Source organism: Pseudomonas xantholysinigenes, from assembly GCF_014268885.2.
In the GTDB taxonomy this organism is placed as follows: Bacteria; Pseudomonadota; Gammaproteobacteria; order Pseudomonadales; family Pseudomonadaceae; genus Aquipseudomonas; species Aquipseudomonas xantholysinigenes.
In genome coordinates this window covers 4,288,197-4,300,873 of record NZ_CP077095.1, presented here as the reverse complement: position 1 = coordinate 4,300,873, position 12,677 = coordinate 4,288,197, and the positions used below count along the sequence as shown (strand labels likewise).

Here is a 12,677-nt window from a genome sequence, read left to right as displayed (position 1 = left end):
TCACTCCGGCCTTGCTCCCGGGAGGGCCGCGCTGAACGCCCCATCCTGGGGCGCAGCGCTTGACGGGCATCCATGCCCGTCACCTCCCTCCGCAAGACCTGCGTTCGGCCTCCTGAAGTCGCGAAGGTACGGGCGGCGCCTGGGCTGACGCAGCTGTCGCTCGCTGGGTTTGGCGCTAGCCTCTTGATCGGCAACGGCAACGGCAACGGCAACGGCAACGGCAACGGCAACACTGCGTTCATGGAATGCGTCCATACTGCCCGGCGGGTCTGCCGCCAGGCAGCGGACTCGGTTATACTCGCGGGCTTTTCACCGAATTCGCACGAGAGCTGCCCGCCCATGGAAATCCAACCGATCCTGAACACCATCAAGGACCTCACCGAGCGTTCCCTGTCCATTCGGGGGTATCTTTGACTACGATCACAAGCATGATCGTCTGGTCGAAGTAAACCGCGAGCTGGAAGACGCCGCTGTCTGGAACAAGCCCGAGTACGCACAGGCCCTGGGCCGCGAGCGCGCCATGCTGGCGCAGGTGGTCGAGACCCTCGATAAGCTCTCCAACGGCCTGGCTGACTGCAAGGACCTGCTCGACATGGCTGTCGAGGAGAACGATGAAGCCGCTGTCAGCGATGTCGAGACCGAGCTGCAAGGGCTTGAGGAATCCCTCGCCCAGCTCGAGTTCCGTCGCATGTTCAGTGGCGAGATGGACCCGAACAACGCCTACCTGGACATCCAGGCCGGCTCCGGCGGCACCGAGGCCCAGGACTGGGCCAACATCCTGCTGCGCATGTACCTGCGCTGGGCCGACAAGCGCGGCTTCGACGCCACCATCATCGAACTGTCCGAAGGCGAAGTCGCCGGCATCAAGGGCGCCACCGTGCACATCAAGGGCGAGTACGCCTTCGGCTGGCTGCGTACCGAGATCGGCGTGCACCGCCTGGTGCGCAAAAGCCCGTTCGACTCCGGCGCCCGTCGCCATACCTCGTTCTCGGCGGTGTTCGTCTCGCCCGAGATCGACGACAAGGTCGAAATCGAGATCAACCCGTCCGACCTGCGCATCGACACCTACCGCTCCTCCGGCGCCGGTGGTCAGCACGTCAACACCACCGACTCGGCTGTGCGTATCACCCACGTACCGACCAACACCGTGGTGGCGTGCCAGAACGAACGCTCCCAGCACGCCAACAAGGACACCGCCATGAAAATGCTGCGGGCCAAGTTGTACGAACTGGAAATGCAAAAGCGCAACGCCGCCTCGCAGGCACTGGAAGACAGCAAGTCGGACATCGGCTGGGGCCACCAGATCCGTTCGTACGTACTCGATGACTCGCGCATCAAGGACCTGCGTACCGGCGTCGAGCGCAGCGACTGCCAGAAGGTCCTGGACGGCGACCTCGACCAGTACCTGGAAGCGAGCCTCAAGCAGGGGCTGTAAACCGCACATCACCGCCGCGATACGAGGCCGCCGGCCCGTATCGCGTGCCCTGCCCGACAGGGGCAACGAACACCTGATGGAAAGAATGACGACATGAGCGACCTCAAGACCGAAGCGCAAGACCTGCAACAGGAAGAAAACGCCCTGATCGCCCTGCGCAAGGAAAAACTTGCCGCAGAGCGCGCCAAAGGCAACGCCTTCCCCAACGACTTCCGCCGCGACAGCTACTGCAACGACCTGCAGAAACAGTACGCGGACAAGACCAAGGAAGAGCTGGAAGCAGCCGCGATCCCGGTCAAGGTCGCCGGTCGCATCATGCTCAACCGTGGCTCGTTCATGGTCATCCAGGACATGACCGGCCGCATCCAGGTCTACGTCAATCGCAAGACCCTGCCGGAAGAGACCCTGGCCGCGGTCAAGACCTGGGACCTGGGCGACATCATCAGCGCCGAAGGCACCCTGGCCCGTTCCGGCAAGGGCGACCTGTACGTCGAAATGACCGATGTGCGCCTGCTGACCAAGTCGCTGCGCCCGCTGCCGGACAAGCACCACGGCCTGACTGACACCGAGCAGCGCTACCGCCAGCGTTACGTCGACCTAATGGTCAACGAGGAAACCCGCCACACCTTCCGTGTGCGTTCGCAGGTGATCTCGCACATCCGCAAGTTCCTCATCGAGCGCGACTTCCTCGAAGTCGAGACGCCGATGCTGCAGACCATTCCTGGCGGCGCCGCGGCCAAACCGTTCGAAACCCACCACAACGCGCTGGACATGGCCATGTTCCTGCGCATCGCGCCGGAGCTGTACCTCAAGCGCCTGGTGGTCGGTGGCTTCGAGAAGGTCTTCGAAATCAACCGCAACTTCCGTAACGAAGGCGTGTCGACCCGGCACAACCCTGAGTTCACCATGCTCGAGTTCTACCAGGCCTACGCCGACTACCGCGACAACATGGACCTCACCGAGGAACTGTTCCGCGAACTGGCGCAGCTGGTGCTGGGCAGCACCGACGTGCCGTACGGCGACAAGGTGTTCCACTTCGGCGAGCCGTTCGCCCGCCTGTCGGTGTTCGACTCGATCCTCAAGTACAACCCTGAGCTGACCGCCGCCGACCTGCAGGACGTCGACCGTGCCCGCGAGATCGCCAAGAAGGCTGGCGCCAAGGTGCTGGGCCATGAGGGCCTGGGCAAGCTGCAGGTGATGATTTTCGAAGAGCTGGTCGAGCACAAGCTGGAGCAGCCGCACTTCATCACCGAGTACCCGTTCGAAGTCTCGCCACTGGCCCGTCGCAACGACGACAACCCGGCCGTGACCGACCGCTTCGAGCTGTTCATCGGTGGTCGCGAAATCGCCAACGCCTACTCCGAGCTCAATGACGCCGAAGATCAGGCCGAGCGCTTCCTGGCCCAGGTGGCCGAGAAGGACGCCGGTGACGACGAAGCCATGCACTATGACGCCGATTTCGTCCGCGCCCTGGAATACGGCATGCCGCCGACCGCCGGTGAAGGCATCGGTATCGACCGCCTGGTGATGCTGCTGACCAACTCGCCGTCGATCCGCGATGTGATCCTGTTCCCGCACATGCGCCCACAGGCCTGAGCGAACTGAACAAGCCGCCTTTCGAGGCGGCTTTTTCATGCCCGGAACCCGCTCGCCTGTACCGGCCCTTTCGCGGGCAAGCCCGCTCCCACAGGGAAGCGCTATACCTGTGGGATCGGGCTTGCCCGCGAAAGGGCCGGTACAGGTGATTGACGATTTGATTCATGAGGTAGCCATCGTGACACCCGCCATGCCTCACCAAGGCGCCGCCGGCATCGCCACCGCGGTTGCCGAAAGCGTGCAATACCAGGGCCGCAAGACCGCCCGCCAGGGCAGCGAGCAGCGCCGCCAACAAATCCTCGACGCGGCCATGCGCATCGTCGTGCGCGACGGCGTGCGTGGCGTGCGCCACCGCGCCGTGGCCGCCGAGGCCGGTGTGCCGTTGTCGGCCACCACCTACTACTTCAAGGACATCCAGGACCTGCTGGCCGACACCTTCGCCCAGTACGTCGAGCGCAGCGCCGCCTACATGGCCAAGCTGTGGGCCAACACCGAAGGCGTGCTGCGCCAGTTGCTGGCCCAGGGTGATGGCACGCCCCAGGCCCGGGCACACCTGGCCGATGAAGTGGCGCGCATGCTGGCCGACTATGTCCTGCGCCAGTTGAACAACCGCCGCGACTTCCTCATGGCCGAGCAGGCCTTCCGCCAGGAGGCGCTGTTGTGCCGACGCCTGGCCGAACTGGTGCAGGCCCATGAGCAGATCCTGCTGCATGGCGCGCGGCAGATCCTGCAGGTGGTCGGCTCGCGTCATCCCGAGCAGGACGCCCAGATGTTGACGGCGATAATCGAGCAGATGGAATATCAGGGCCTGCTCAAGGACGCCAATACGCGGGCCGATGAGCAGATGCTCGCTATTCTTGTCCGATACTTGCAGATGGTGCTGGCTTCGACCTGAGTGGCGCACGACTTTTCAAGGAGAACCTGATGAAAGCCTGGCGTGTGGTGTTGTTGACCTTGTCATTCCTCCTGCTGGGCGGTTGTCTGGTGACCTTCGACGAGCCGCTACCGGCCAACCAGTCGGCGCCGAAGGCACTGCTCGGTCAGTGGAGCAGCAAGGATGCCTGGGGGCAGCCGTTGAAGCTGAGCATCAGTCGTGCCGGCGGCAACACCTACAAGGCCGTGGCCCGGGCCCAGGGCAAGACGCCAGAAGAGTACGCCTTCACCGTGGCCCGGCACGGCAACCGCTGGTACCTGTCAGCCGGGGTGCCCAAGCGCCTGGGCGGTAACTTCCTGATTGGCGGTTTCGATATCGTCGATGGCAAGGAGCTGGTGCTCTACAACCTCGATGTCGAGCAGGTGCAGCAGGCGGTGGCGAAGAAAGAACTTACCGGGCGCACGACCCAGGTCCCGGAGGACAACGGCGAGGGCGTGCTCATCGACAGCCCGGCCGAGCGGGTGCTGGCCTATCTGGACGATCCGGCAAACTCGGACCTGTTCGTTGAAGTCGTGCGCTTTCAGCGATCCGGCAAGTAAGTAGCCACCTGTGCTGGCCTCTTCGCGGGCAAGCCCGCGAAGAGGCCGGTTCAGGCACGGCAAAGCTCGGTACTTTGCGCTAACAAGGAGTCCACCGGTGGACGAATACCAGCAGACCATCCGCACATTGTCCGACCGCATCGTCGCCGCGCAGACCCCGATCCGCGTGCTCGACGCGGTCAAGTGGGACGATGGCATCCGCCAGGGCTTTCTCAAGGCCAAAGGCAAGGAGCCGCCGGCGGTGGACCGGGCTTACTACCAGAGCCGTCCGCTGTCGTTCGATTCCAGCGCGCTGAAGGCCGAGTTCCAGAGCATCGAGCGTGACATCACCCGCCAGCTCGGCCAGTTCAATCCGGTCGGGCAGATCATGCGGCGCATGTGCAAGGAATACCGCATGGTGGTGCGCATGCTCGAGGCACGCGGCACCGAGGACTTCGGGCTGATTTCCCAGGAACTCTACGGCGCCGCCTCCGACGCCTTCCACGCCGGTGACCCGACCCTGGCCGACCTGGGCCTGATGCTTTCGGACTACCTGAACAACATCGACGGCCGCGGCGACCTCAAGGACGAACCGAAGAACCTCACGGCGAAAGAAGCGGTGGCGATCCTCCAGCGCCGTCTGAACAAGGTGTTCGGCGAGGCCGAGGAAACCATCCGTGTGTTCGAGTCCGACGGTATCGTCGCCGACGCCGCGGCCGGTGCCGACTATATCAAGGTGCGTGCCGACGCCATGTTCAACAGCCGCGACGTGCGGGCGCTGGAAGTTCATGAGGGGCTGGTGCATGTCGGCACCACCCTCAACGGCCTCAACCAGCCGATCTGCACCTTCCTGGCCAAGGGCCCGCCCTCGTCCACGGTGACCCAGGAAGGCCTGGCCATCCTTATGGAGGTAATCGCCTTCGCCTCCTACCCCAGCCGCCTGCGCAAGCTCACCAACCGCACCCGCGCCATTCACATGGTCGAGGAGGGCGCGGACTTCCTGCAGGTCTTCGAGTTCTTCCGCGGCCAGGGCTTCGAGATGGGCCAGAGCTACAGCAACGCCAGCCGGGTGTTCCGTGGCTCGGTGCCCAATGGCCTGCCATTCACCAAGGACTTGTCCTACCTCAAGGGCTTCATCATGGTTTACAACTACATTCAGTTGGCCGTGAAGAAGGGCAAGCTGGAGCAGATCCCCTTGCTGTTCTGTGGCAAGACCACCCTGGAAGACATGCGCACGCTGCGCCAGCTGGTCGAGGAAGGGCTGGTGGAGCCGCCCAAGTACCTGCCCGAGCAGTTCCGCGACCTCAACGCGCTGTCGGCCTGGATGTGCTTCTCCAACTTCCTCAACCACCTGAGCCTGGATCGCATTGAAGCCGACTACGCGAATATTCTCTGACGCCTGGCGTCACCTCGCCCTCGGCCTCGGGCTGCTGCTGTTGAGCGGCTGCAGCAGCCTGTTGTTCTATCCCGAGCCAGGCCAGCCATTCACCCCGGAAAAGGCCCATCTGCACTACCAGGACCTGACCCTCACCGCCGCCGATGGCACTCGCCTGCACGGCTGGTGGTTGCCGGTGCCCGAGGGCGTCGCGGTCAAGGGCACGGTACTGCACCTGCACGGCAACGGCGGCAACCTGGCCTGGCACCTGGGCGGCAGCTACTGGTTGCCGAAAGAGGGCTACCAGGTGTTGATGATCGATTACCACGGCTACGGCCTGTCCCAGGGCAAACCGACGCTGCCAGAGGTGTATGGCGATATCGCCGCGGCGTTGAATTGGCTGGAGCAGGCGCCCCAGGTGCAAGGCAAGCCGCTGGTGCTGCTCGGGCAGAGCCTCGGCGGCGCCATGGCCATTCATTACCTGGCGCAGCATCCCGAGCAACGGCAGCGTTTCATGGCGCTGGTGTTCGACGGCGTGCCTGCCAGTTACCGCGCGGTGGGGCGCTACGCACTGAGCACTTCCTGGATGACCTGGCCACTACAGGTGCCGTTGTCGTGGCTGGTGCCGGACGGCGACAGCGCGATCCATTCGATAGAGCGCCTGGATAGCCCGCCGAAGCTGTTCTTCCACAGCATCGACGACAATCTGGTGCCGTTGGACAACGGCCTGCGCCTGTACCAGCACGCGCCACCGCCACGGGTGCTGCAGCTGACCCGGGGCGATCATGTGCAAACCTTCGCCGACCCGACCTGGCGCCAGGTGATGCTGCGTTTTCTGGACGACCCCACGCACTTCAACGGCCTGCGCCGCCTGGCCGAAGTCCCCAACTACCCTGACGAGAAGAACAAGCAATGAGTGAAGAACGCAACGCCATCCCCCTGATCCTGACCGGCGTCGGCAGCATCATCGTGACGGTGGGAGCCCTCTGGTACTACGGCTACCTGCATTTCGCCAAACCTGAGGATGCGCTGTTGCTGCAGGACTTCACCATGCTCAAGACCATCCCCGGCGAGGACTACAAGCTCTCGCTGACCCCGGCGCCACAGGTGGCGCAGTGCATCGATGGTGTGCTCGTGCTGTTCGATACCGAGCAAAAGGGCCTGACCGGCGTGTTGGTGGACAACCGCAAGCGCGCGGTGCGGTGCATGGGGCAGGAGACGCCGCAGCAGGTGCAGTGAGGCGTCTGTGGGGTGGCGACAGCCTTGCTTCGACTGAGGTTTCTAGTACATGCGGGAGCGTGCCGTCGAGTAGATCTCGCTGTTTTCTCGTTTCCCGATTGCGATCACCATGACCACCACACGATGCTCAATGACCCGGTAAACCAGGCGGTAGCCGGCCGATTTCAACTTTATCTTGTAGCAGTCGGGCATGGCGGCCAGCTTGTCTTTTTCACTCTGGGTTGTACCAGCCGCTCCTTGATCTTCCTGGCGAATTGCAGGCGCAATTGCGGTTCGAGTTTGCGATATTCCTTTTGTGCCCTGACCTCGAACTCAAGGTTGTAGCTTGATGTCGCGCTCGGCCTCGACGATGAGTTCATCGATATCCACCCTCACGGTGGGCCCCCCACTTCGCTGGCGTATCAATTCGGCCAGGTGCATATCGTCAATCAGCTCCATCATCGCCTCATAGCGTTCAGGCGGCACTGCATAGAAGGCAGGTTCGTTCCGATTGAGAATCACCACGGTCTCACCGCGAGCTTCGCGAATAGTGCCCATTGGATCTTTTTTCAGCTCGGTGATGGATGCTGCCAGATCGGCGAGGACGGGGTAGGTCATTGTTGTATCAACCTGTTGAGCGAGTGAGGGTCAGGATCAGGTTAGTGCTTTAATTGGTGTCTTTAAAGGTGTTTTTGACGACTGGCGCGCATAAAAAACCCCGCCTTAAAGGCGGGGTTTTCCACTCAAGCGCCAGCGATTACTGCACCTGGCTTACCGAACGCGGTGCCACCGGCTGGTTGTCGTTGGAGATGGTCACCTCCACCCGACGGTTCTGCGCGCGGCCCGAGTTGCTGCCGTTGTCGGCCACCGGATACTCCTTGCCGTAACCCTGGGCGACGATGCGCGCAGGGTCGACGCCGGCACGTACCAGCGCCATGCGCACGGCGCCGGCGCGGCGCTCGGACAGGGTCTGGTTGTAGTTGGCCGAGCCGACGCTGTCGGTGTAGCCCTCGACGATCACCTTGCGCTCAGGGTTCTCCTGGAGGAACTGCGCCAGCTTGGTGACGTTTGGGTAGGCGCTGCTCTTGAGCACGGCCTTGTTGAAGTCGAACAGCACATCACCAAAGGTCACCAGGGTGCCGCGGTCGGTCTGCTTGGCGTTGAGGCTGTCCTGCAACTTCTTGATCTGCGCGTCGCGGGCGTCCAGCTTGGCCTGGGCACGCTGGGCGGCGGCGTTCTTTAGTTCGCCTTCGGCGGTGCGCAAGGCGATGGTCTGCTTGGCCACTTCGACGCGCTGGTTGGTCAGGTAGGCGAGCTGGTCGACCTTCTTCTCGTCTTCGCGGTCCATGTAGGCCTTGTCGGCTTTGTTCAGCCAGTCCTGGGCGTCCTTGGTCTCCAGCGCCGCCACCTTGCTCGACTGCGGGTCGCTCTGCAGGGCGGAGAAGTTGGTGCGGGCCGACTCCAGGTTGGCGTTCGGGTCGTGGGAGCAGGCGGCAAGGCCCACGCTCAGGGCCAGCAGGGCGGGAATCATGACGTAGTTGCGCATAGTGTTCATCCTTTGATCGTTAACGAAGGCTCAAGTGGCGGGGCAGGGCTCATTCAGCGCTGCGCAGGCCTTCCTCGCGGACATCGTTGATACCCTGACGGGCATCTTGCACAGCCTTCTGGGCCTTGGCCGCCTGGGCCTTGCGTTCGGCGACGCGGGCATCCCACTCGGCCTGTTCGGCCAGCAGCTTGGCCTGGTCGTACTGCTTGTCGTGCATGGCGATTTCAGCCTTCTTGAACTTGTCCTGAGCAGCCTTCATTTCCACGGCGGCGTATTCGGTACCACCGGCACTGACCGCCGAGTTGACCGCCGATTGGGTCACGGCGTATTGCTCGGTGGGCGGCTTGCCCGCGCAGCCAGCCAGCACCAGGCTGCTGCCCAGGGCCAGCGCGGCCAGCTTGAGCCCGCGCAGGTGAGTGGAAGTAGGTTGTTCGATGCGGGTCTTCATGGTGGTCAACTCCATTGGGTCACTCCTGTTAAACGACGATGCCAAAGGCTGGCTATCGCTGTTCCCCTGTGGCCAGCGTCGGGCGCAAAGGCCCGTGTTTACAGGGTTTTGCCGTGATGGCTATTGGCTGTGACCGAGGCGTTTTTTGAATAGTTCAGAAAAATTTGCACGCTAAAGGTATTTTTTTCTGACTAATCAGTCAGCGGATTTTCCAGGGAACTTCCGCTGTGCGTGATGGTATGCCGGGCCTGGCCCGGCATCGGCAAAGGCTCAATGCGAGTGGTCGTCGGGCACCCGGCCAAGGGCCTGCAGGTGGCGCCGGGAGAGGGCCAGGAAGCGTGGGGTGGGGCCGATGTCCTCGTACAGTGGGTCGCCTTCCTCGTCGGTGGCGATCACCTGTTGGCCCTTGATGTAGGGGAAGCTGGCCTCCAGTTCCTCGAGCGCCGCCGCCACCAGTTCGCCGAGCAGTTCCTCGGGGCTGCGCTTGGGGTACATCTCGATCAGCGCGGCCAGGCGCGCTTCGGCTTCCATGTCCAGGTGCAGGACATGGCCGGTGGGGCTCAGGCGGCCGGCGGCATTCTGTTCCCAGTGCTGGGCGAGTTCGCGGATTTTCATGATGACCTCTGTCAATGCCTTGAACGTGGCGTTGCTGCGGATGACCTGTGTTCACTTTAGTTGCTTTGGGTGTTCCCGACTTGCCAGGCGCGCGCCTTGGTGGGCACTCTTGGGGCCTGCTGTTTCCCGGAATGGAGAGGCCCGATGAGCGATATCGATCTGCGCTTGCGTGAGGATGTGCACCTGTTGGGGGAGCTGCTCGGCGAGACCATCCGCCAGCAGCATGGCGAGGCGTTCCTGCAGAAGATCGAGGATATCCGCCACAGCGCCAAGGCCGACCGGCGAGGGGCCGGCGAGCAACTGAGCTCGACCCTGGGCGACCTGGCCGAGGACGACCTGCTGCCGGTGGCGCGGGCGTTCAACCAGTTCCTCAACCTGGCCAATATCGCCGAGCAATACCAGCTGATCCATCGCCGCGCCGCCGATCAGCCGGCGCCGTTCGAGGCGCGGGTGCTGCCCGAGCTGTTGGCGCGGTTGCAGGCCGCGGGCCACGGCAACGACGCCTTGGCTCGACAGCTGGCCAGGCTGGACATCGAACTGGTGCTCACCGCCCACCCCACCGAGGTCGCTCGCCGTACCCTGATCCAGAAGTACGACGCCATCGCCGCGCAACTGGCGGCGCAGGACCACCGCGACCTGCTGCCGGCCGAACGCCAGCAGGTGCGCGAGCGTCTGCGCCGGTTGATTGCCGAGGCCTGGCACACCGAGGAGATCCGCCGTACCCGGCCGACTCCGGTGGACGAGGCCAAGTGGGGCTTCGCGGTGATCGAGCATTCGCTGTGGCAAGCCATTCCCAATCACCTGCGCAAGGTCGATGGCGCGCTGTTCGAGGCCACGGGCCTGCGCTTGCCGCTGGAGGCGGCGCCGGTGCGCTTCGCGTCGTGGATGGGCGGTGACCGCGACGGCAATCCCAATGTCACGGCGGCGGTGACCCGCGAAGTACTGCTGCTGGCGCGCTGGATGGCCGCCGACCTGTTCCTGCGCGATATCGACGACCTTGCCGCTGAGCTGTCCATGCAACAAGCCAGCCCGGCCCTGCGCGAGCAGGTCGGCGACAGCGCCGAGCCTTACCGCGCCTTGCTCAAGCAATTGCGCGATCGCCTGCGTGCCACCCGCGCCTGGGCCCATGCCTCGCTGGCCGCGACTCAGCCTGCCAGTGCTGCGGTGCTGGTCGACAACCGCGAGCTGATCGCGCCACTGGAGCTGTGCTACCACTCCCTGCATGAATGCGGCATGGGGGTGATCGCCGATGGGCCGTTGCTCGACTGCCTGCGCCGGGCAGTGACCTTCGGCCTGTTCCTGGTGCGTGTGGATGTGCGCCAGGACGCCGCCCGTCATCGCGATGCGCTGTCGGAAATCACCGACTACCTCGGGCTCGGGCGTTATGCCGATTGGGACGAGGAGGCGCGCATCGCCTTCCTCCAGGCAGAATTGAAGAACCGCCGACCGTTGTTGCCGGCGCATTTCAAGCCCGAGGCCGACACCGCCGAAGTCCTGGCCACCTGCCGCGAGGTCGCTTGCGCCCCGGCCGCATCGCTGGGCTCGTACGTGATCTCCATGGCTGGCGCCGCCTCGGATGTGCTGGCGGTACAGTTGCTGCTCAAGGAGGCCGGGTTGACCCGGCCCATGCGTGTGGTGCCGCTGTTCGAGACCCTGGCCGACCTGGACAACGCTGGCCCGGTGATGGAGCGCCTGCTCGGCCTGCCCGGCTACCGTGCCGGCTTGCACGGCCCGCAGGAGGTGATGATCGGTTATTCCGACTCGGCCAAGGACGCCGGTACCACCGCCGCCGCCTGGGCCCAGTACCGCGCCCAGGAAAACCTGGTGCGCATCTGTCGTGAGCATCAGGTCGAGCTGTTGTTGTTCCACGGTCGCGGTGGCACCGTCGGGCGTGGCGGTGGGCCGGCCCACGCGGCGATCCTGTCGCAGCCGCCGGGCTCGGTGGGCGGGCGCTTCCGCACCACCGAGCAGGGCGAGATGATCCGCTTCAAGTTCGGTTTGCCGGGCATCGCCGAGCAGAACCTCAATCTTTATCTGGCGGCGGTGCTGGAGGCGACCTTGCTGCCGCCGCCCCCTCCAGAACCGGCCTGGCGCGCGCTGATGGACCAGTTGGCGGCGGACGGGGTCAAGGCGTACCGCGGTGTGGTGCGGGACAACCCCGATTTCGTCGAGTATTTTCGCGAGTCGACACCGGAACAGGAGTTGGGCCGCCTGCCGCTGGGCAGTCGCCCGGCCAAGCGCCGTGCCGGAGGCATTGAGAGCCTGCGGGCCATTCCGTGGATCTTTGGCTGGACCCAGACGCGATTGATGCTGCCGGCCTGGCTGGGCTGGGAAACCGCGCTGAACAACGCCTTGTCTCGCGGCCAGGGTGAACTGCTGGCGCAGATGCGCGAGCAATGGCCGTTCTTCCGCACGCGTATCGACATGCTGGAGATGGTCCTGGCCAAGGCCGACGCGCAGATCGCCGAGGCCTACGACCAACGTCTGGTGCAACCCGCGCTGTTGCCCCTGGGTGCGCATCTGCGCGACCTATTGTCGCAGTCATGCCAGGTGGTGCTGGGCCTGACTGGCCAGCCGGTGCTACTCGCGCACAGCCCGGAAACCCTGGAATTTATCCGTCTACGCAACACTTATCTGGACCCGTTGCACCGCCTGCAGGCCGAGTTGCTGGCGCGCTCGCGCAGTCGCGAAGCCGCTCTGGACAGCCCATTGGAGCAGGCCTTGCTAGTGACCGTGGCAGGTATCGCGGCGGGCTTGCGCAATACGGGTTGAACGCCTGGGGCGGCGAGGCGAGGGGGCATTGTGTCTGGTGCCCCTCGACAGCGCGCAGGCTGGTTGCGCTGGGCGCAACCAGGCCCCCGACAGGCCGTGGCTAGCGCATTCCTGCCACTTTGGGACGCTTGTCGGGGGGGCGGGCGCTGTGTATCTTGAGCAGCCTTTTGACCGAATTTGCGGTCTCGTCCGATTTTCCGGAGTTGGCCTTGTGCGCCGA

At 64.2% G+C, this 12,677-nt stretch carries 13 protein-coding genes and 1 pseudogene; 9 read left to right on the top strand and 5 right to left on the bottom strand.

Features of this window, described 5'->3' with window-relative positions; all coding sequences use genetic code 11:
• Window positions 1-72 precede the first annotated feature (72 nt).
• The 8 genes from HU772_RS19220 (at window position 73) to HU772_RS19185 (ending at window position 7,097) form a co-directional block, all read left to right on the top strand.
• Entirely contained in the window at window positions 73-414 is a 342-nt protein-coding gene (locus HU772_RS19220; RefSeq protein WP_217858796.1) for a hypothetical protein, read from the top strand.
• Window positions 340-1,435 (top strand): peptide chain release factor 2 gene (prfB, locus tag HU772_RS19215; protein ID WP_186659973.1). Its coding sequence is split into 2 segments (ribosomal slippage): window positions 340-411 and window positions 413-1,435, totalling 1,095 coding nucleotides; the frame shifts between segments, so codons are not numbered across the junction. Before HU772_RS19220 ends, prfB begins: the two co-directional genes overlap by 75 nt.
• Window positions 1,436-1,528: 93 nt before the next feature.
• Entirely contained in the window at window positions 1,529-3,031 is a 1,503-nt protein-coding gene (gene lysS, locus HU772_RS19210) for a lysine--tRNA ligase (RefSeq protein ID WP_186659975.1), read from the top strand.
• A gap of 190 nt (window positions 3,032-3,221) precedes the next feature.
• Window positions 3,222-3,926 (top strand): TetR/AcrR family transcriptional regulator, encoded by a 705-nt coding sequence (locus HU772_RS19205; protein WP_186659977.1) that lies wholly within the window; start codon window positions 3,222-3,224, stop codon window positions 3,924-3,926.
• Window positions 3,927-3,955: 29 nt separating this feature from the next.
• Window positions 3,956-4,504, top strand: coding sequence for a hypothetical protein (locus tag HU772_RS19200; RefSeq protein WP_186659979.1), 549 nt, complete (start codon window positions 3,956-3,958; stop codon window positions 4,502-4,504).
• Between the two features lie 97 nt (window positions 4,505-4,601).
• A complete protein-coding gene (locus HU772_RS19195) occupies window positions 4,602-5,879 on the top strand; it encodes a flavohemoglobin expression-modulating QEGLA motif protein (protein WP_186659981.1) in 1,278 nt (425 codons plus the stop codon).
• Window positions 5,851-6,774, top strand: coding sequence for an alpha/beta hydrolase (locus tag HU772_RS19190; protein WP_186659983.1), 924 nt, complete (start codon window positions 5,851-5,853; stop codon window positions 6,772-6,774). Before HU772_RS19195 ends, HU772_RS19190 begins: the two co-directional genes overlap by 29 nt.
• The gene (locus tag HU772_RS19185) at window positions 6,771-7,097 is read left to right on the top strand and encodes a PA3694 family proteiin (protein ID WP_186659985.1); all 327 of its coding nucleotides are present in this window, start codon (window positions 6,771-6,773) and stop codon (window positions 7,095-7,097) included. The genes HU772_RS19190 and HU772_RS19185 overlap by 4 nt, the downstream gene beginning before the upstream one ends.
• Before the next feature lie 42 nt (window positions 7,098-7,139).
• Here the strand turns inward: HU772_RS19185 and HU772_RS19180 are convergent.
• The 5 genes and pseudogenes from HU772_RS19180 to HU772_RS19160 all read right to left on the bottom strand — a co-directional run bounded on the left by HU772_RS19180 (window position 7,140) and on the right by HU772_RS19160 (window position 9,685).
• Window positions 7,140-7,456 (bottom strand): annotated as a pseudogene (locus HU772_RS19180) (type II toxin-antitoxin system RelE family toxin).
• Complete coding sequence (locus HU772_RS19175; protein ID WP_186659987.1) at window positions 7,410-7,694, bottom strand: type II toxin-antitoxin system Phd/YefM family antitoxin; 285 nt, start codon at window positions 7,692-7,694, stop codon at window positions 7,410-7,412. The pseudogene HU772_RS19180 and the gene HU772_RS19175 overlap by 47 nt, the downstream one beginning before the upstream one ends.
• 139 nt (window positions 7,695-7,833) lie before the next feature.
• Window positions 7,834-8,622, bottom strand: a complete 789-nt coding sequence (gene lptF, locus HU772_RS19170) for a lipotoxin F family OmpA-related lipoprotein LptF (protein ID WP_186659989.1) — start codon at window positions 8,620-8,622, stop codon at window positions 7,834-7,836.
• A gap of 49 nt (window positions 8,623-8,671) precedes the next feature.
• Window positions 8,672-9,085: a DUF4398 domain-containing protein gene (locus HU772_RS19165; RefSeq protein WP_186659990.1), complete on the bottom strand. Its 414-nt coding sequence runs from the start codon at window positions 9,083-9,085 to the stop codon at window positions 8,672-8,674.
• Between the two features lie 255 nt (window positions 9,086-9,340).
• Complete coding sequence (locus HU772_RS19160; RefSeq protein WP_186659991.1) at window positions 9,341-9,685, bottom strand: pilin assembly protein; 345 nt, start codon at window positions 9,683-9,685, stop codon at window positions 9,341-9,343.
• Window positions 9,686-9,829: 144 nt separating this feature from the next.
• Here HU772_RS19160 and ppc point away from each other — a divergent pair, with 144 nt between their 5' ends.
• On the top strand, window positions 9,830-12,457 hold the full coding sequence (ppc, locus tag HU772_RS19155; protein ID WP_186659993.1) for a phosphoenolpyruvate carboxylase: 2,628 nt from the start codon (window positions 9,830-9,832) through the stop codon (window positions 12,455-12,457).
• Window positions 12,458-12,677: the final 220 nt, after the last annotated feature.

What these genes read in the sequence shown, in the direction of transcription:
- HU772_RS19165 (WP_186659990.1), bottom strand. Translation starts at nt 9,085, where the DNA reads ATGGAGTTGACCACCATGAAGACCCGCATCGAACAACCTACTTCCACT.
- HU772_RS19160 (WP_186659991.1), bottom strand. Translation starts at nt 9,685, where the DNA reads ATGAAAATCCGCGAACTCGCCCAGCACTGGGAACAGAATGCCGCCGGC.
- HU772_RS19220 (WP_217858796.1), top strand. Translation starts at nt 73, where the DNA reads ATGCCCGTCACCTCCCTCCGCAAGACCTGCGTTCGGCCTCCTGAAGTC.
- HU772_RS19200 (WP_186659979.1), top strand. Translation starts at nt 3,956, where the DNA reads ATGAAAGCCTGGCGTGTGGTGTTGTTGACCTTGTCATTCCTCCTGCTG.
- HU772_RS19175 (WP_186659987.1), bottom strand. Translation starts at nt 7,694, where the DNA reads ATGACCTACCCCGTCCTCGCCGATCTGGCAGCATCCATCACCGAGCTG.
- HU772_RS19205 (WP_186659977.1), top strand. Translation starts at nt 3,222, where the DNA reads ATGCCTCACCAAGGCGCCGCCGGCATCGCCACCGCGGTTGCCGAAAGC.
- lysS (WP_186659975.1), top strand. Translation starts at nt 1,529, where the DNA reads ATGAGCGACCTCAAGACCGAAGCGCAAGACCTGCAACAGGAAGAAAAC.
- HU772_RS19185 (WP_186659985.1), top strand. Translation starts at nt 6,771, where the DNA reads ATGAGTGAAGAACGCAACGCCATCCCCCTGATCCTGACCGGCGTCGGC.
- lptF (WP_186659989.1), bottom strand. Translation starts at nt 8,622, where the DNA reads ATGCGCAACTACGTCATGATTCCCGCCCTGCTGGCCCTGAGCGTGGGC.
- ppc (WP_186659993.1), top strand. Translation starts at nt 9,830, where the DNA reads ATGAGCGATATCGATCTGCGCTTGCGTGAGGATGTGCACCTGTTGGGG.